The organism is Achromobacter sp. 2789STDY5608621 (assembly GCF_001299375.1).
Lineage (GTDB): Bacteria > Pseudomonadota > Gammaproteobacteria > Burkholderiales > Burkholderiaceae_B > Achromobacter > Achromobacter insuavis.
Genome location: NZ_CYTU01000038.1, coordinates 3,010 through 19,140 on the forward strand (window position 1 = coordinate 3,010; position 16,131 = coordinate 19,140).

At 70.2% G+C, this 16,131-nt stretch carries 18 protein-coding genes; 8 read left to right on the top strand and 10 right to left on the bottom strand.

What is annotated here, in order from left to right; genetic code table 11:
- On the top strand, positions 1–2,113 hold a 2,113-nt coding region (locus AOZ53_RS25510; protein ID WP_369816852.1), incomplete at its 5' end, for a TonB-dependent receptor.
- A gap of 1 nt (position 2,114) precedes the next feature.
- Here AOZ53_RS25510 and AOZ53_RS25515 read toward each other — a convergent pair.
- From AOZ53_RS25515 to AOZ53_RS25525, 3 genes are all read right to left on the bottom strand, one after another.
- The gene (locus AOZ53_RS25515; protein WP_054489883.1) at positions 2,115–3,215 is read right to left on the bottom strand and encodes a DUF748 domain-containing protein; all 1,101 of its coding nucleotides are present in this window, start codon (positions 3,213–3,215) and stop codon (positions 2,115–2,117) included.
- A gap of 255 nt (positions 3,216–3,470) precedes the next feature.
- On the bottom strand, positions 3,471–3,668 hold the full coding sequence (locus AOZ53_RS25520) for a hypothetical protein (RefSeq protein ID WP_006394892.1): 198 nt from the start codon (positions 3,666–3,668) through the stop codon (positions 3,471–3,473).
- A gap of 140 nt (positions 3,669–3,808) precedes the next feature.
- Positions 3,809–4,714 (bottom strand): EAL domain-containing protein, encoded by a 906-nt coding sequence (locus AOZ53_RS25525; RefSeq protein WP_054434965.1) that lies wholly within the window; start codon positions 4,712–4,714, stop codon positions 3,809–3,811.
- A gap of 367 nt (positions 4,715–5,081) precedes the next feature.
- Between AOZ53_RS25525 and AOZ53_RS25530 the strand changes: the two genes are divergently transcribed.
- Both AOZ53_RS25530 and AOZ53_RS25535 read left to right on the top strand, forming a co-directional pair.
- Positions 5,082–7,193 (top strand): FUSC family protein, encoded by a 2,112-nt coding sequence (locus tag AOZ53_RS25530; protein ID WP_054489885.1) that lies wholly within the window; start codon positions 5,082–5,084, stop codon positions 7,191–7,193.
- Between the two features lie 125 nt (positions 7,194–7,318).
- Positions 7,319–8,155, top strand: coding sequence for a universal stress protein (locus AOZ53_RS25535; protein WP_054434974.1), 837 nt, complete (start codon positions 7,319–7,321; stop codon positions 8,153–8,155).
- 24 nt (positions 8,156–8,179) lie between these two features.
- Here the strand turns inward: AOZ53_RS25535 and AOZ53_RS25540 are convergent, their stop codons facing one another.
- Entirely contained in the window at positions 8,180–9,121 is a 942-nt protein-coding gene (locus AOZ53_RS25540; RefSeq protein ID WP_054478417.1) for a 2-hydroxyacid dehydrogenase, read from the bottom strand.
- A 111-nt stretch (positions 9,122–9,232) separates the two neighbouring features.
- Between AOZ53_RS25540 and AOZ53_RS25545 the strand changes: the two genes are divergently transcribed.
- Entirely contained in the window at positions 9,233–10,411 is a 1,179-nt protein-coding gene (locus AOZ53_RS25545; RefSeq protein ID WP_054489887.1) for a PepSY-associated TM helix domain-containing protein, read from the top strand.
- A gap of 31 nt (positions 10,412–10,442) precedes the next feature.
- Here the strand turns inward: AOZ53_RS25545 and AOZ53_RS33790 are convergent, their stop codons facing one another.
- From AOZ53_RS33790 to AOZ53_RS25555, 3 genes are all read right to left on the bottom strand, one after another.
- Positions 10,443–10,595: a DUF3309 family protein gene (locus AOZ53_RS33790; protein ID WP_049073601.1), complete on the bottom strand. Its 153-nt coding sequence runs from the start codon at positions 10,593–10,595 to the stop codon at positions 10,443–10,445.
- Positions 10,596–10,643: 48 nt separating this feature from the next.
- Complete coding sequence (locus tag AOZ53_RS34835; protein ID WP_180180300.1) at positions 10,644–10,808, bottom strand: hypothetical protein; 165 nt, start codon at positions 10,806–10,808, stop codon at positions 10,644–10,646.
- A gap of 77 nt (positions 10,809–10,885) precedes the next feature.
- Positions 10,886–11,434, bottom strand: a complete 549-nt coding sequence (locus tag AOZ53_RS25555; protein WP_054434954.1) for a type 1 glutamine amidotransferase domain-containing protein — start codon at positions 11,432–11,434, stop codon at positions 10,886–10,888.
- A gap of 117 nt (positions 11,435–11,551) precedes the next feature.
- Between AOZ53_RS25555 and AOZ53_RS25560 the strand changes: the two genes are divergently transcribed.
- The 3 genes from AOZ53_RS25560 (at position 11,552) to AOZ53_RS25570 (ending at position 14,156) form a co-directional block, all read left to right on the top strand.
- On the top strand, positions 11,552–12,583 hold the full coding sequence (locus AOZ53_RS25560; protein ID WP_054434952.1) for a DNA topoisomerase IB: 1,032 nt from the start codon (positions 11,552–11,554) through the stop codon (positions 12,581–12,583).
- 230 nt (positions 12,584–12,813) lie between these two features.
- On the top strand, positions 12,814–13,155 hold the full coding sequence (locus AOZ53_RS25565; protein WP_054434950.1) for an ElaB/YgaM/YqjD family protein: 342 nt from the start codon (positions 12,814–12,816) through the stop codon (positions 13,153–13,155).
- Between the two features lie 119 nt (positions 13,156–13,274).
- Positions 13,275–14,156 (top strand): SDR family oxidoreductase, encoded by an 882-nt coding sequence (locus tag AOZ53_RS25570; protein ID WP_054489891.1) that lies wholly within the window; start codon positions 13,275–13,277, stop codon positions 14,154–14,156.
- Between the two features lie 43 nt (positions 14,157–14,199).
- Here AOZ53_RS25570 and AOZ53_RS25575 read toward each other — a convergent pair whose 3' ends face one another.
- The gene (locus tag AOZ53_RS25575; protein WP_054434946.1) at positions 14,200–14,823 is read right to left on the bottom strand and encodes a DUF4142 domain-containing protein; all 624 of its coding nucleotides are present in this window, start codon (positions 14,821–14,823) and stop codon (positions 14,200–14,202) included.
- A 51-nt stretch (positions 14,824–14,874) separates the two neighbouring features.
- A complete protein-coding gene (locus AOZ53_RS25580; RefSeq protein ID WP_054489893.1) occupies positions 14,875–15,459 on the bottom strand; it encodes a hypothetical protein in 585 nt (194 codons plus the stop codon).
- Positions 15,460–15,626: 167 nt separating this feature from the next.
- Between AOZ53_RS25580 and AOZ53_RS25585 the strand changes: the two genes are divergently transcribed.
- Positions 15,627–15,911 (top strand): DUF378 domain-containing protein, encoded by a 285-nt coding sequence (locus AOZ53_RS25585; protein ID WP_054489895.1) that lies wholly within the window; start codon positions 15,627–15,629, stop codon positions 15,909–15,911.
- Positions 15,912–15,920: 9 nt separating this feature from the next.
- Here the strand turns inward: AOZ53_RS25585 and AOZ53_RS34840 are convergent.
- On the bottom strand, positions 15,921–16,131 hold a 211-nt coding region (locus AOZ53_RS34840; protein WP_054489897.1), incomplete at its 5' end, for a hypothetical protein.

A 16,131-nucleotide genomic window follows, 5' to 3' on the forward strand; every position in this document is an offset into this window, starting at 1 on the left:
CTGGACCGCGCTCGCCTTCACGCCCGCGCTGCATGCGCAGGTTCCTTCCTCGCCGCCTGCCGCCAAGGCGTCCGGCGTCGCCACCCTGCCGGCGATCTCGGTCGCGGGCGACACGCCCCTGGCCACCCTGCTGGAACAGGCCAGCACCGGCACCCTGCTGGGCCTGCGGCCGTTCGACACGCCCGCCAGCATCGACGTCATCAGCAACGAACAGCTGCGCGCGCGCGGCGCGGTCAACGTCACCGACGCCATCACCCAGGCCGCCGGCATCAGCGCCATGCGCCATCCTGGCAATGGCGGCTCGTCGCTGTCGTCGCGCGGCTTCACCGATTCGAACTCGGTGGCCCAGCTGTTCGACGGCGTGCGCCAGTTCGGCGGCGTCGGCCAGACCTTCCTCTACGACCCGTGGGCGGTCGAGCGCATCGAGGTCCTGCGCGGCCCGGCCTCGGTGCTGTATGGCGAAGGCGCCATCGGCGGCGTGGTCAACGTGATCCCGAAAAAACCCACCCGCGGCCCGATCGAGAACGAGATCCAGACCACCGTCGGCACCCACGACACCCAGCGGCTGGGCTTCGGCAGCGGCGGCGCGCTGGACGACAAGTGGTCGTACCGGCTCGACATCAGCGGCAACCACAGCAACTCGGGCATCAGCCTGGGCGACGCGCGCGACCTGGCGGTGACCGCCGCGTTGCGCCTGGACGTGTCGCCCGAGCTGAACTTCACGCTGACCCAGGCCTACGCCTGGCAGGAGCCGACGCGCTACTTCGGCACGCCGCTGATCGACGGCAAGATCGACTACGACCTGCGGCGCCAGAACTACAACGTCGCCGACAGCAAGATCATCTACCGCGACAGCCGCACCGACCTGAAGGCGGAATGGTCGCCGAACCCGGCCACGCTGGTGCGCAGCCGCGTCTATTACATCGGCAGCGACCGCGACTACCGCGATGCCGAGAACTACACCTGGCAACCGGCCAGCGGCCTGATCCAGCGCAGCGCCTACACCGACATCCGCCACGACCAGCAACAGGTCGGCAACGTCACCGACGCGTCCTTCGACGGCCATCTGTTCGGCCTGGCCAACAAGGTGGCGGTGGGCTTCGAACTGAACCACGCCACGTTCAAGCACACCAACAATTCGCCGTATTCCGGCACCTCGCTGGTGGACCCGTACGACGTCGATCACGGCCGCTTCATCAACGTCGCCGGCACCACGCCGCGCTATCGCAACAGCGCCGACCAATACGCGCTGTTCGCCGAGAACCGTCTGATGCTGACCTCCCGCTGGTCGGTGCTGGCGGGCCTGCGCTACGACCACATCGACCTCAAACGACGCGACCTGGTCGCCGACCAGACCGCGTTCGACACCACCTTCAACAACGTCGGCTGGCGCATCGGCACCGTCTACGACCTGCTGCCGACGCTGTCCGTCTACGGCCAGTACGCCGAGGCCGCCGATCCGATCGGCAGCCTGCTGCTGCTGTCGCCGGCCAACAAGGACTTCAAGCTGTCCAAGGGCCGCCAGGTCGAGGTCGGCGTGAAGCAGACCTTCTGGGACGACAAGGGCCAATGGACGCTGGCGGCCTACCACATCCGCAAGGACAACCTGGTGACGCGCGATCCCAACGACCCGACGCTGCGCATCCAGGTCGGCGAGCAGTCGTCGCGCGGCCTGGAAGCCACGCTGGGCGTGGAACTGACGCCGGCCTGGCGCGTGGACCTGAACGCGGCCGTGCTGCGGGCGCGCTACGACGACTTCAGCGAATCGGCCAACGGCGTGGCGGTGTCGCGCGCCGGCAACGTCCCCACCGACGTGCCGGAACGCGTGGCCAACGCCTGGGTCAGCTGGAAGTTCGCGCAGCAATGGACCGCCAGCGCCGGCCTGCGCTATGTCGGCCGCCGCTTCGCGGATGCCGCCAACCGGCTGGAAATGGCGGGCTACACCACCACCAACCTGGCGCTGCAATGGGAGCCGCGGCGCGACCTGACACTGGCGCTGCGAGCCTTCAACGTGTTCGACCGCCAGTATGCCGAGACCGCCTACTACAACCAGACGCAATGGCTGCTGGGCGAAGGCCGGCGGGTCGAGCTGAGCGCCAACTACCGTTTCTGACTCACTGGGTGAACAGATCGGAGATCGCGTCGCCCAGGTCTTTCACCGCGCCGGCCACGCCGCCGGCCGCGCCCTCGGCCCCCACGCCGATGGCGCGGCCGAAGCCGCGCGCGATCTGGGCCGCGAAACCGCGCGAGGCCGAGAACTTCGGATTGTCGAGGCTGCCGGCCAGCTTGAACTCCATGCGCAGCGTGCCCCTGCGGTCTTCCAGCGCGGCCAGCACCGCCTTGCGCGGCAAGGAGAACAGCGAGCCGTCGCCGCTGAACTTCAGGTCATGCAGCGCCACCACGCCCGACGCGTTCAACTGCCGCTTGGCGATGGTGGTGCGCATATCCAGGTCCATCGCGCCGCCGGCCAGCGATCCGGCGCCGTTCTCCGCGAGGTACGGCGCGGCATAGCGGATATCCATGTTGCGCACCGCGACCGTCATGTCGGCGTCGCTGCCGCCCACTTCCAGCGAGCCGCGCGCCTGCACCGTGGCCGCGCCGCTGCGGTTGTCGCGCACCGAGCCCTTGAATTCCATCTGGCTCTGCTGGCCGTCGGCCGGCAGCACCAGCGGATGCAGGCGCGCCGACACGTTCTCGAACGGAATGCGGTGCGGCGGCCTGGTGATGGCCGAGTCGATGAAGTCGAGGCGGCCGCCGTCCAGGATGATGTCGTCGGCCCGGACCGGCCCCCTGGCTCGCGCCTGGCCGCCGTCGCCGTCGGCCTCGCGCAAGGCCGCCTGCAGGGCCGGGGAAATCTGCATGTCGCCGTCGGGCGCGCGCAGCACGGCAAAATCGAACCCCTCGATGGTGATCTTGTGGAACACGGGCTGGCGCCGCAGCAGCGAGCCCCAGTCGGGTTCGGCCACCACGCGCCGCGCGCTGGCCGGCGCGACGCCCTCGGCGCCCGTGATCTTCACGTCCGTCAGCACCACCGCGTCGAACCCCAGCCGCACCTCCCCCACCTGGGCCCGCGGCCCCAGCAGGCCGGCGATGTGGCGCTCGATGACGCGCATGCCGATCCAGGCCACGGCCCCCAACAGCAGCACCGCGAGCACCAGCGCGATCAGGAGCTTGCGTGCGAACGAACGGCGCGGCATGGCGGAGGCGTTACCCATGGATGGTCCTGTTGGCGATGCGCGAAACGCGGCCGCGTTCCGGCGGGCCTCATGGCGGCCCTGCCTGGCACCTTAGCGACCCGCGCGCCATGGCGCAAGGCATATGGCGGCACCAGTGCATCGCGATCAGGGCCGAAACCGGCGCGACGCGACGACGCCCGCGCCGGGTTTCCCCGCGCGGGCGTCGTCGCCACTCACCCTGTGCCTGCCGGCGCGGCGGCCGGATCGCGGGCTTGCTGCGGGCCCGTCAACGCATCAGCGCTGCGTCTGCGACCGCTGGCCGGACTGACCCGGCTGCTGCGCCGGATTGCGGTCCTTGTCCATCTGCTGGCCGCCCTGGCCGGGCTGTTGCTGGCCCGGTTGGTTGCGGTCCTTCGGATTTTCCTGCGATTGCTGCTTTTGCGGCTGCTGTTGCTGGCCGGGTTGCTGGCCGGGCTGATTCGGGTTTGCCATGACAAATCTCCTAATAGGCGGAACCACTTCCGCCAGGGATTCCCTAGCAACTGCCGTGCCCGCCCGGGCGTGGCGCGCGCGCCACCCCGCCGCATGATGCGGCACCGGTAATTTCAGGACCCGGGAAGTAAAAAGCGCGGCTATTGCGTGGTGACGTGCGCCGGCAGGCCGGTCTCGGCGTCTTGCGGATCGAAGGCGTCGAGCCAGGCCGAGGCATAGCTGGCGGGCGCCGCCAGCGGTTCGCCGCGGTCGCGCTGGACGCGCAGCCGCATCATCAGGTCATCCAGCGGCATCGGCCGGCCCAGCGCGTAGCCCTGGCCATAGCGGCAGCCCGCGGCCCGCAACGCCGGCACGTCGGCCACGTTCTCGACCCCTTCGGCCACCACCCGCCACCCCATCCGGGTGGCCAGCTCGGCGGCCGTGCGCAGCACCTCGAAGGCGACCGCGCTACGGCGCATGCGCGTCACGAAGTACTGGTCGATCTTGACCTCGGACAGAGGAATCGCCGACAGCAGTTTCAACGAGGCGTGGCCGGTGCCGAAATCGTCCAGGCTGACCTCGCAGCCGGCCTGTTCCAGGCGTTCCAGCGTGGCGCGCAAGGATTCCAGCTCCTTGATGGGCTGGTCTTCGGTCAGTTCGACGCGCAGCAGCGACGCCGGCAGTTCGGCCACGTGGATGCGCTCGAGCAGGAACTCGACCGCGCGCTCGTCGGACAGGGTGGAGGCCGGTGCGTTGATGGCGATGGGAATCGCCATGCCGGTGCGCCGCATGCTCTGCAGCATGTCGATGACGCGCTGCGCCACCCGCTCGAACAGGATCCTGTCCAGCCCGAGCCGGTTGACGGTGGGAATGAATTCAGCCGGCATGACGACGCCCAGCTGCGGATGCTGCCAGCGCGCCAGCGCCTCGGCCGACACGATGCGGCCGGTCAACAGGTCGACTTGCGGCTGCAGCAGCACCCGCAATCCTTCTTTGCCGGTAATCATGGCGGCGACTTCGTCGTCGCTCACCACCGAGCTTGTGGAAGCCTCGTGAGTTGGCGTCATGTTCGCTCCTTAAGTCCCCGGAGTACGGCCTGCGCTGTCCGGGCGCAGAGCGGGGCACATTGGACATGAGTATTCACAGTCGGCCTGCAGGAATATCTTGCTACCTTGCTTCTTACTGCCTTGTGTACTACCCAGCGTATTCGATCGCCAATGTTTTTTTATGCGATTTTGCGCATTTACTCCAGGGTATTTTGCACGCTTGCGGCGCCAAAGTCACACATATGTAACCAGTGGTATTCAGGCCATTCAGATTCATGAAAACCGCATTTTTCGGACGCTCCTATTAATCGGTGTTCTTTGTCCTTGTCGACATGGTAGCGTTGCGACTTTTCCGCCGTACCGGCCTATTTTTCCGCCCATTTTCCGCGTGACTACCCTGCTCTCCCGCTGGCGCGTTTCCCTGCGCCACGTCCTCTGGCTGGACGCCCTGCAAGCCGCGGCCATCAGCGCCGCACCCGTCATCCTGGCCGTGCTGGCGCACGAGCCGCGCCTGGGCTGGACCGCCATCGCCGCCTTCTGGGCCTGCTTCGGCGACCCGGGCGGTCCGCTGCGCCAACGCGCCGCGTCGATGCTGGCGCTGGGCCTGATCGGCGCGCTGTTCTGCTTCCTGGCCAGCGCCAGCGCGCACACGCTGTGGCTGCTGCTGCCGCTGACCTTCGTCTGCTGCACCTTCGGCGGCCTGCTGCGCGTGCTGGGCCCGGCGGCGGCCATCGTCGGCACGCTGCTGTCGGCCGGTTTCGTGGTGGCGGCCGAGCTGCCGGCGCCGACGCTCGCGGCCAGCCTGTCGTACACCCTGTTCTTCGTCGCCGGCGCGCTCTGGGCCATCCTGATGACCGCGCTGGTGTGGCGCCGCCGTCCCTGGAAGGACGCGACCCACGCGGTGGCGCATTGCTATCGCGGCCTGGCCGATTTCGCCGATGCGCTGGCGCGCATGTATTCGGGCCTGGCGCCCGCCGCCGGCCCGCAGGCCTGGAGCGCGGTCACCCGTCCCCAGCGCAGCGGCATGCGCGCGGCGCTCGAGGCGGCCCGCGTGCGCATCCGCGAGGTGCAGGACGCGCGGCCCTCGCGCCAGGCCCGCGCGCAGCAATTGTTCTATTTGCTCGATAGCGCCGAAGACAGCTTCATCGCCCTGGTGGCCGCGGCCGATCTGCTGGAATCGAACGCCCCGCGCTGGCTCGGCCGCTCGGCCGGCGCCAACCTGTCACACGCCTTTCATCGCTACGCCAGCGTCGCCAACGCCATCGCCAGCACCTCGGACGTCAGCGACGCCAGGCAGGCCGACTGCCTGCGCGAGCGGCTGGCGCATTTCGGCGCCGGCCTGCACGAACTGCGCGGCGCGGCCATGGCCTACGCGCCCGACCTGGCGACCATGGTGCCGGTGCTGGACCGCCTGCAGCAGACCGCCCAGGCGATCATGCAGGCGCTGTTCGACCAGGATGGCGCGCCCGCCGCGCCGGCCCTGGCCGCGCGCGCCGATTCGCCGGCGCGGCAGGCCTGGCGCAGCCTGCGGCAGAACCTGCGGTTCGAGTCGGATGCCTTTCGCCACGCCCTGCGCGTGGGCATCGGCGCCACCATCGCGGTGGCGCTGTCCAAGACCTTCGCCGTCAACCATGGCTACTGGATGTCGTTGACGCTGGTGTTCATCCTGCAGCCCTATTTCGCCACCACCTGGCAGCGCACCGTCGAGCGCGTGATCGGCAGCGTGGCCGGCGCCGTCGGCGCCTCGCTGCTGGGCCTGCTGCTGAGCACGCCGCTGTCGGTGGCGCTGGCGGTGCTGCCGATCGCGCTGGGCACGTTCGCGGCCCGCACCATCCACTATGCGCTGTTCACCTTTTTCCTGACCTCGCAGTTCGTGCTGGTAAGCCATATCCAGCAGCCGGACATCTACGAGCCGATGCTGGCGGCCCTGCGCGCCTTCAACAGCGTGCTGGGCGGCGTGCTGGCCCTGCTGGTGGGCTTCCTGGTGTGGCCGGAAAAGGAACCGCGCCAGCTGGCCGGCGCGCTCAGCCGCGCGCTGGAACGCCATGCCGACTATGCGCGGGCCCTGACGGCCGACAAGAGCGGCGCGGCCGCCTCCGCCGACATCGTCGGCCTGCGCCGCCAGGCCTGCCTGGCCGCCGACAACGCCGAGGCGGCATTGCAGCGGCTGCAGCAGAACCCCGTGCACCGCGACCGCAAGGTGGACACCGCGGTCAACCTGCTGAACGCGATGCGCCGCGTCACTGCCGCCGGCACAGTGCTGGAGATCCAGCCGGCACTGGCGCCGGACAGCGCGGCCGCGCCGGCCCTGCGCGACTACGGACTGGCCCTGGCGCACGCCCTGCATCCGCAGGAACCGGCCCCGGTGGTCGAACTGCGCCAACTGGCGGTGCCGGCCGCCGTCAACGCCGCCGCGCCGGCATTGGCCGGTCCGCTCGACCGCATCGCCCAGCAGGCGCGGCAGGTGCGGCAATTGCGCGACCGCGTGCAACAGACCTGACACGCCCGCTGCCCGCGGCCGCTTGCGGCAACCCCGCCAAACTGCGGGGCGCTTGACGCGCATCAAGGGCGGAATGCCCGGAACGCGCAACGATGGAGGCCTACCGCGCTCAAAAGGAGGCCGCCATGTATCGCCGCATTTCCGTCCACCTGGACCACGGATTCGATTGCCCCCGCCGCACCCGCGTGGCGCTGGCCCTGGCCAGGCGCCACCAGGCCGAACTGGTCGGCATCTATGCCAGTTCGGCCCCGCCGCAGTACTACTACGGCGAGTCCGTGATGATGTCGAAAACGCTCAACGTGATGCGCGACCTGCAGGCGCAGAACCGCGGCGCGGTGCAGAACGCCTTCCTGGAAACCGTGGCCGCGGCCGACGTGCCGGCCGCGGTGCGCGCCGGCGCCAGCTCGCCCAGCGCCAGCATGGCGCGGCTGGGCCGCACCAGCGACCTGCTGGTAGTCAGCCAGCAGAACCGCGAGGACGTCGAGGCCGTGCACGAGAATGAATTCGTCGAACAGACCCTGCTGAGCGCCGGCCGGCCGGTGCTGGTGGTGCCGTCCAGCGGCGATTTCCCGGTGGTCGGCGAACGCGTGCTGTACTGCTGGGACGGCAGCCGCGAAGCCGCCCGCGCGCTGGCGGACGCCGCGCCGCTGCTACGCCTGGCCTCGCACCTGGTGGTGCTGACCATGGACGAAGGCGCCGCCACCCGCGACGACGAGGCCGTGCCGTTCGAGGACCTGGCCACCTATTGCATCGCCCAGGGCATGCCGGCGCCGGACCACGTGCGCCGCGACATCAAGGGCGTCGGCGTGGGCAGCACCATCCTGAACGCGGCGGCCGACTACAGCGCCGACCTGATCGTGATGGGCGCCTACGGCCACAGCAAGTTCCGCGAATGGGCGATGGGCGGCGCCACGGCGTCGATCCTCAGGAGCATGACCGTGCCGATCATGTTCTCGCACTGACCTCCGCTTGACGCCGGCGGCGCCTCAGCCCTGCGGCACCGGCGTCAGCACCGGCTTGCCGGCGAAGTGCGCGGTGGCGTTCTCCAGGAACAGCGCCACCGTCGCCGACACCGCTTCCGGCGAACGCCCCGCGCTGTGCGGGGTCAGCACCACGTTGTCCAGCTTCAGCAGCGCCGGCGGCACCACCGGTTCGCCTTCGACCACGTCCAGCCCGGCGCCGGCGATGCGGCGTTCGGCCAGCGCCGCGATCAGCGCCTCGGTATCGACCACGCTGCCGCGCGCGATGTTCACCAGATAGCCTTGCGGCCCGAGCGCGTCGAGCACGGCGGCGTTCACCAGGTGCCGCGTATCGGCGCCGCCCGGCGTGGCCACCACCAGGAAGTCGCTGGCCTCGGCCAGCGCGCGCGGGCTGTCGTAATAGGCGTAGCCGGTCTCGGGACGCGGCCGCCGGTTGTAGTAGCCGACCGTCATGCCGAAGCCATTGGCGCCGCGCCTGGCGATCTCCAGGCCGATGGTGCCCAGTCCCACGATGCCCAGGCGCTTGCCCGATACCTGCGGCCCCATGAAGCCATTCCAATGCCCCTGGCGCACCCAGGCGTCGGCCTGCGGCAGGTGACGGGCGGCGCCCAGCAGCAGCGCCATGGCGTGATCGGCCACCGAGGTGGCGTTGGCGCCGGGGCCGTGCGTCACCTGCAGGCCGCGCGCGCGGGCGGCGGCCACATCGATGTTCTCGAACCCGACGCCCAGCGAACAGATCAGCTCGAGCTTGGGCAGCGCGGCCATTTCCTCGGCGTAAAAACCGGTGGCGCCGCGGGTCAGCACCACGCGGATCTCGTCAGCGTGGTCGCGGATGGCCTGGGCCCGCTTCTCGGGCGTGGTGGCAAGAATGCAGCGAAAGCCGCGGTCTTCGATGACCGGCAGGAAATCGTGCGCGCTTTCAATCAAAATCAACAGGGGGATCTTCATGTCGCTACGGGTCGGAGGCGGTGAGACTGGAATGGCGCCAAAAAAGCGCCGCCAGATATTACGCCTCGGTACAATTGCGCGCCACCCGCCGCTGCCGTCATTGAACGCCACATGAAAGCCAAGCTTCGCAAGCCCCTGCGCTCCGCCCTGTCATTCCTGCACCGCTGGACGGGATTGATCCTCGGCAGCGTGCTGGTGCTGGCGGGCCTGAGCGGCAGCCTGCTGGCCTTCGACCACGAGCTTGACGGCTGGCTGAACGCTGCCATGCTGCGCAACACGGCGGGCGTCTGCGCCGCGCCGTTGCCGCCCTCGGTTGCCGCCCGCGCGGTCGAGCAGGCCTGGCCCGGCGCCGCGATCGCCGCCATCACCCTGCCCCAGGCGCCGGCCGACAGCTACCGGGTGCAATTCAAGCATGCCTCGACCGCCGCCAACGAGGCCGGCGTGGACGCCTGCTCCGGCCAGCTGCTGGCCAGCCGCGACCGCGACGCCGTCACGCTGGACCGCGCCCACCTGATGCCGCTGCTGTTGCGCTGGCACATGACCCTGCTGCAAGGCAAGACCGGCCGCGAAGTGCTGGGCTGGCTCGCCGTCGCCTGGGTGGCGCTGCTGCTGGCCGGCCTCTACCTGGCCTGGCCGCGGCCGGGACACTGGCGCCGCTCGGTCACGGTGACGCGCGGCGTCGGCGCCTTCCGCACCAGCTACGAGCTGCATCGCGCCGCGGGCCTGATCGCGGCGCTGTTCCTGCTGGTGGTGGCCGGCAGCGGCTTCTTCATGGGATTGCCGCAACTGGGCCGCCAACTGGTCGCCAGCGTGGCGACGGTGCCGCCCGAGACGCGCGCCGCCCCGCAGGCGCCGCTGGCCGCGGGCGAAGCGGAGATCGGTTGGGATGGCGCCGCCGCCAGGGCGCGCGCGCTGGCGCCGCCGGACGCCACGCTGGTCATGCTGCGGCGCGACCCGGCGCGCGGCGTCTACCAGGCGCGGGTGCGCCGCGCCGACGACTGGCAGCCGGTCGGCACCTTGCGCATGTTCATCGCGATGCGCGGCGGCGATCTGCTGTCGCGCGCCGATCCGATATCGGGCACGGCCGCCCAGCGTTTCCTGGCGGTGATGTTCCCGCTGCATTCCGGCAGCCTCTATGGCCTGCCGACCCGCGTCCTGACCGCCTTCCTGGGCCTGCTGCCCCTGCTGTTCTTCGTCACCGGGCTGGTCATCTGGATCAGCCGCCGCCGGCTGCAGCACCGCGGCCGGCAGGCCGCGCAGGCGCGCGCGCGGGCGGCGCGGCGCGCCTGAACGGGCCGGGCCCGGATCGGGCGCCGAGGCGCTACAAGCGGCCTGTCAGCAACAATACGATCAGCACGATCAGCACAATGCCGAGCAGGCCGCTGGGGTAATAGCCCCAACCGCGGCTGTACGGCCAGGCGGGCACCGCACCGACGAGCAAAAGGATCAGGATGATCAACAGGATGGTGGACATGATGACTCCGGGAGTTGTTCTTGGTGGCTGGGGCGAGCGTCGCGGCGCTCAATGAAGGGTCGTCCGCTTGCCGCGCGGCGACGGCGGCTCGAGCGGCGGCAGGTCCACTTCCGGCTCGTCGGTATCCGGGTCCACCGGCAGGTCGCCGGGCGGCGAACCGGGCGGAATGGGGTCCGGCTTGGGCGGGACATGCAAATACAGAAGGTCTGACATGGCGTTCTCCTTGAAGACGTAACCTGCTGCGCGGCCGGACCATTCCAGGCCGCGCTCCTGCTCGCGCCACGCCGGCATCAATGGCGCGCCAGCGCGAAAACGCGCAACAACTGCCGGTTGAACGCGGGGATGTCGTCCGGCTTGCGGCTGCTGATCCAGCGGCCGTCCACCACCACTTCCTCGTCCACCCACCGCGCGCCGGCATTGCGCAGGTCATCGGCCAGCGATGGCCAACTGGTCAGTTTGCGATCCTTGACCAGTCCCGCCGATATCAGCAGCCAGGCACCGTGGCAGATCACCGCCAGCGGCTTGCCGGCCTCGTGCATGGCCTGCACGAATGCGCGCGCCTGCGAATGCAGCCGGATCTCGTCGGCATTGATCACGCCGCCAGGCAGCAGCACCGCGTCAAACGACGCCGGATTCGCCTCGGCGAAGGTCAGGTCCGCCTCGACCCTATCGCCCTTGTCGTTGTGGCGCATGCCCTGCACCGGCCCGCGCCGCGCCGAAACGACCACCGTGCGCGCGCCCTGCTGCTGCAGCGCGTCGCGCGGATCGGTCAGCTCCACTTGTTCGAAGCCATCTGTCACCAGAATGGCCACGTTGAAGTCCTGTAATGAATGCGTCATGCAATGCTCCCTGGTTGCAGCACGCCATGCAGCAAGTGGCGTGCCCGGGGACCGCCGCCCGCCGCGCGCGGCGGGCACGCCACTTGCTCGGCGCAGCGGCGACGCGCAGGAGAGGACATGGCAAACCGCAGCCGGGCGCCGGCGGCCCGCCCCGCCAACGACGAACTCGTGTACATGGATGACACCGGCCCCGGCTACCGCCGGGTGCGGGTCAATGGCACGACCTTCCACTACCTCGACACCGTCGACAGACGCATCACCGACGCAACCGAATTGGCCCGCATCCGCGCGCTGGCGATCCCGCCGGCCTATGAGGACGTGTGGATCTGCCCGCATGCCCAAGGCCATCTGCAGGCCACCGGGCGCGATGCCCGTGGCCGCAAGCAATACCGCTACCACGCCGCCTGGGCGCAGTTGCGCGATGCCGACAAGTATCAGAGCCTGAGTTCGTTCGGCGCGCAACTGCCGCGCATCCGGCGCCAGGTGGCGCGCGACTTGCAGGCGTCCGGCCTGCCGCGCGCCAAAGTGATCGCGGTGGTGGTGCGTCTGCTGGAAGACACGCTGATCCGCATCGGCGCGCGCGAATACGCCCGCGCCAACCGCTCCTATGGGCTGACCACGCTGACGCGGCGCCACACGCGTGTCAGCGGCGACCGCCTGCGCCTGCGTTTTCGCGGCAAGAGCGGCGTGGCGCACGACGTCACCGTCAAGGACCGCCGCATCGCGCGCATCATCAAACGCTGCCTGGATATTCCCGGACAGCAGCTGTTTCAGTATCTGGATGAGGCCGGCGAGGCCCATGCGATCGACTCGGAGGCGGTCAACGCCTATCTGCGCGAAGCCGGGGCCGCCGATTTCACCGCCAAGCACTATCGCACCTGGGCTGGGTCGGTGCTGGCCTACGCGGCCTTGCAGGCGCGCCCCCGCCAAGACGAACGGCAGGCCCGGCAGGAAGTGGTGGAGGTCATCCGGCAGGTCTCACAGCGGCTGGCGAATACGCCTGCGGTATGCCGCGCCTGCTACGTGCATCCCGCGATCATCGAGTCCTATCTGGCCGGGCGCCTGCCGCCACGGACGGCCGCGCCGACGGGGGCCCGCGGGCTCAACGCCGACGAACGCCGGCTGCTGGCCTTTCTGGGCGATGCCTGAACGCGGCCGGTCAGGCCGGCCGGGTCGGCACGCCGTCCCGCCCCTGCCCAAATTGCAAGCGGATGTGGCAACGCGCGCAGGGATGCAAGTTCGTGGGTAAAACGAACATTCACAACGAGATGCAATGCAAGACCCCGGCAGGCGCTGATCCGTGCCACCTTCCTTGTATGCGCCGCGCCCGCAGCGGACCGCGGCCATGCCTTCGCCAACGCTAACAGCAGGAGCTATTCATGGCCAACAACCACACTCCCGTCCCCTCGGACTTCCCCGAGAACGGCCCCGACGACCGCGCCGCCCGCCGTCGCAGGCGCCATCCGGAAAGCTGGATCGACGAGCTGGAAGCCACCTTGAGCGACGCCACCAGCACTGACCTGGAAGCGCTCAAGGCACGCCTTGCCGAGCAATTGCGCGACACCCGCCACAGCCTGCGCGATGCCTCCGACAGCGCCCAGGACATGGTGCGCGAGACCATTGATTGCACCGAGGAATACATCCACGCCCGCCCCTGGCAGGCCATCGGCCTGGTGGCCGGCGCGGCATTCCTGTTCGGCGTGATCGTCGGCCGGCAATAACGCCGCCCAGGGCCCGGCGGCGGCGGGTGCGGCCGGGCCGGGCCGCGCCCGCGGGAACACCATTTGCTCGATCCTCCCGATGACGCCACGGCGTCCCACCATCATTCAGGGAGATCCGCATGTCCACACCCAGCAATACCGGCAGCCGGCCTCATCCCGTCCCCCCCATGCCCGGGCAGCACCTGTCCAAGCCCGGCAGGGAAGGCGAAATGGCCTTGGCCCCGCAATACCTGGCGCCCGACTACCAGGGCAGCGGCAAACTGGCCGGCATGGCCGCCATCGTCACCGGCGGCGATTCCGGCATCGGCCGCGCGGTGAGCGTGCTGTTCGCGCGCGAAGGCGCCGACATCGCCATCATCTATCTGAACGAACACGACGACGCGCGCGAAACCCGGCGCGCGGTCGAGGCCGAAGGCCGCCGCTGCCTGCTGATCGCCGGCGACGTGCGCGAATCGGCTTTCTGCAACCAGGCCGTGGCGCAGACGGCGCAGGCCTTCGGCCGGCTCGACGTGCTGGTCAACAACGCCGCGTTCCAGGACCATGACGACGGGCTGGAGGCCATCAGCGACGAGAAATGGGACAAGACCCTGCGCACCAACATCCATGGTTATTTCTACATGGCCCGCGCCGCGCTGCCGCATTTGCGGGCGGGCGCCAGCATCATCAACACGGGTTCCGTCACCGGCCTGCGCGGCAGCGCCGGGCTGCTCGATTATTCCGCCAGCAAGGGCGCCATCCATGCATTCACCCGTTCGCTGGCGGCCAATCTGGCCGACAAGGGCATTCGCGTCAATGCGGTGGCGCCCGGCCCGGTCTGGACCCCGCTGAATCCCGCGGACCGCGACGCCGAGCAGATCAAGTCCTTCGGCAAGGACACGGACCTGGGCCGGCCGGCCCAGCCCGAAGAGATCTCTCCTGCCTACGTGTTCCTGGCCGCGCCGTGCTGCGCCAGCTACATCACCGGGATCGTGCTGCCGATCACCGGCAGCGCGGGCGACTGAGCGCCGCGGCGCCCGCCCTGCCCGGCGCCGCCGCATTGGCGCGTTACTGCGGCGCCACCGAGGCCGGCGCGGTGCGCTCGGCCGGCGACACCGGCGCGGGTTCGCCGCGGCCGGCGGGCGGCCCGCCCTGCCCGGCGTCCGTCGCCGGATCTCGTTTGAGCGCGCGCGCCAACGTCAGGAAGTCGGCCGGCACCGATTGGTTGCGGACGGCGAACTCTCGCACCTGCGCGTCGCCCCCTTGCCGGCCAGCCGCAGTGCGGTACAGCCGCTCCGCCTTCTCGTGCGCCTGCAGCGCCACCTGATCGACATAAAGCGCGTCGAACGCCGCGCCGCGCTTGTCGGCCAACGCCTGCAGCGCGCGCTGGTCGGACGGTTCGGCCTTGGCCGGCAGTGTCAGCTGCTTGTCGCGGGCCAGTTGCCGCAGGTCGGCATCCAAGGCCTGATAACGCGTCTGCATCTTGTCCGCAAAGGCTCGCACCTCGGTGCTGGAGGCGCGCTCGCCGGCCAACCGGGCCGCCTGCATCTGCAACGCGCCGGCCGCCGCGGCCGCCTGCAGGAAATGGCTGTCGGCCGGCGTCAACGGCGCGGCGCGGGCCGCCAGCGGCGCGGCCAGCAGAACGAACAGACATGCCGCCAACGCGGCTTGCAGCAGGATTCTCGGTTTCATTTCCGTCTCCTTGCCACGCCCGGAGCCTGTCGCCCGGCCCGGCGCGGCGGCTCATTGCGTGACGGTGGGCGCTTCGACGTGGCGCGGCGGCTCGAGCGGGTCGAAGTCTTCCCACTTGCCCTCCAGCCAGCGCCCGTGGGCGCGTTCGATGTCATGGCCGCCTGCCTCGCGCAGAACGCGCCGCGCCGCCTGCTCGCGCTCCGGCGCCACCGGCAGCGCCAGCATGACCCCGGCCTGCCGCACCGTGGGATGCCCCTGCGGCGTCGTCACGGCGGTGCGGCGCCGGCTTTTGCCGGTCACCCACAACGCGCCGCCCAAGGCCCCGAGATAGGCGCCGGCGCCGGTCGCCGCCACCACCACCAGCGTCGCCGCGCCCGACCAGACCGCGGCCAGGCCGCCCGCCAGGGCGAACAGCAGGCCCAGCGCCGAAGCGCCCGCCAGCGCGCCCAGGTGAGCGCCGCGCGCATCCGGGTCCGCGGCCCTGTCGCCGCCCAGCGGATAGCGCGCATGCTCGCCGGCGGTGTTGATGTAGAAGGTATGGAAGTCGTCTTCGGGGAATCCTTCGAGGCGCAGGCGCCGCGCGGCCTCGCTGGCTTCGTCGAACGTCTGGAAGCGTGCGGCAACGATCAGGGACATGGCAATCTCCTATCAGCTTGGCCCGCCATCGGCCATACCTGCGGGCAGCAACTGCCATGCCCGCCCGCGCGCGCGGCACGCCATTTGCTGAGCACGCCGCCTGACGCCGCGACGCGCGGCAACATCGCCGGCGGCGCATGCCACGGCCACCGGCACGAGAGGGACGCATGCACAGCTATGGCGACGATGACGAGCTTGCCTTGGCCGCGGACGGCGACGTCACGCTGCGGCAGACGGACAGCGCGACCGGCCTGCGGCCGATGGATTGGGCGGCGCTGGTCGTCCTGGTGGCCGGCGGCCTGAACAGCGGGCTGATCGCGGCGGTCAATCTCGATGCCTTCGCGCGCCTGCTGCCGTGGCCGATGGCCGGCCGCGTCGCCTATGGCCTGGTGGGGCTGGCCGCGCTGCACTGCGTGGTGCTGCTGTTCCGGCTGGCCGCCGAGGAGCGCTGACCCCGCGCCTCAGCGCTGCGCGCCGGGCTTGCGGGTGCCGGGATACTGCCCGCCTTCCTCGTATTCCGGTCCGTTGGGATGCGGACGCTTGTCGGCGCCGCGCTCGGGCTTCGGCGCCGCCTCGCGGCCGGGTTCGTCGGCGCCGAACTGGCCGCTGCGATGCGCCGCGTCGGTATCGCTTTGCGCGGTGTTGGCCTTGCCGGTCTTGCCGTTGTCGGGC

Coding starts and splice junctions, on each gene's coding strand:
- AOZ53_RS25520 (WP_006394892.1), bottom strand. CDS start 3,668: ATGGCAAACCCGAATCAGCCCGGCCAGCAACCCGGCCAGCAACAGCAG.
- AOZ53_RS25545 (WP_054489887.1), top strand. CDS start 9,233: ATGAAAGCCAAGCTTCGCAAGCCCCTGCGCTCCGCCCTGTCATTCCTG.
- AOZ53_RS25555 (WP_054434954.1), bottom strand. CDS start 11,434: ATGACGCATTCATTACAGGACTTCAACGTGGCCATTCTGGTGACAGAT.
- AOZ53_RS25580 (WP_054489893.1), bottom strand. CDS start 15,459: ATGTCCCTGATCGTTGCCGCACGCTTCCAGACGTTCGACGAAGCCAGC.
- AOZ53_RS25515 (WP_054489883.1), bottom strand. CDS start 3,215: ATGGGTAACGCCTCCGCCATGCCGCGCCGTTCGTTCGCACGCAAGCTC.
- AOZ53_RS34835 (WP_180180300.1), bottom strand. CDS start 10,808: ATGTCAGACCTTCTGTATTTGCATGTCCCGCCCAAGCCGGACCCCATT.
- AOZ53_RS25525 (WP_054434965.1), bottom strand. CDS start 4,714: ATGACGCCAACTCACGAGGCTTCCACAAGCTCGGTGGTGAGCGACGAC.
- AOZ53_RS33790 (WP_049073601.1), bottom strand. CDS start 10,595: ATGTCCACCATCCTGTTGATCATCCTGATCCTTTTGCTCGTCGGTGCG.
- AOZ53_RS25570 (WP_054489891.1), top strand. CDS start 13,275: ATGTCCACACCCAGCAATACCGGCAGCCGGCCTCATCCCGTCCCCCCC.
- AOZ53_RS25535 (WP_054434974.1), top strand. CDS start 7,319: ATGTATCGCCGCATTTCCGTCCACCTGGACCACGGATTCGATTGCCCC.
- AOZ53_RS25565 (WP_054434950.1), top strand. CDS start 12,814: ATGGCCAACAACCACACTCCCGTCCCCTCGGACTTCCCCGAGAACGGC.
- AOZ53_RS25560 (WP_054434952.1), top strand. CDS start 11,552: ATGGCAAACCGCAGCCGGGCGCCGGCGGCCCGCCCCGCCAACGACGAA.
- AOZ53_RS25575 (WP_054434946.1), bottom strand. CDS start 14,823: ATGAAACCGAGAATCCTGCTGCAAGCCGCGTTGGCGGCATGTCTGTTC.
- AOZ53_RS25585 (WP_054489895.1), top strand. CDS start 15,627: ATGCACAGCTATGGCGACGATGACGAGCTTGCCTTGGCCGCGGACGGC.
- AOZ53_RS25540 (WP_054478417.1), bottom strand. CDS start 9,121: ATGAAGATCCCCCTGTTGATTTTGATTGAAAGCGCGCACGATTTCCTG.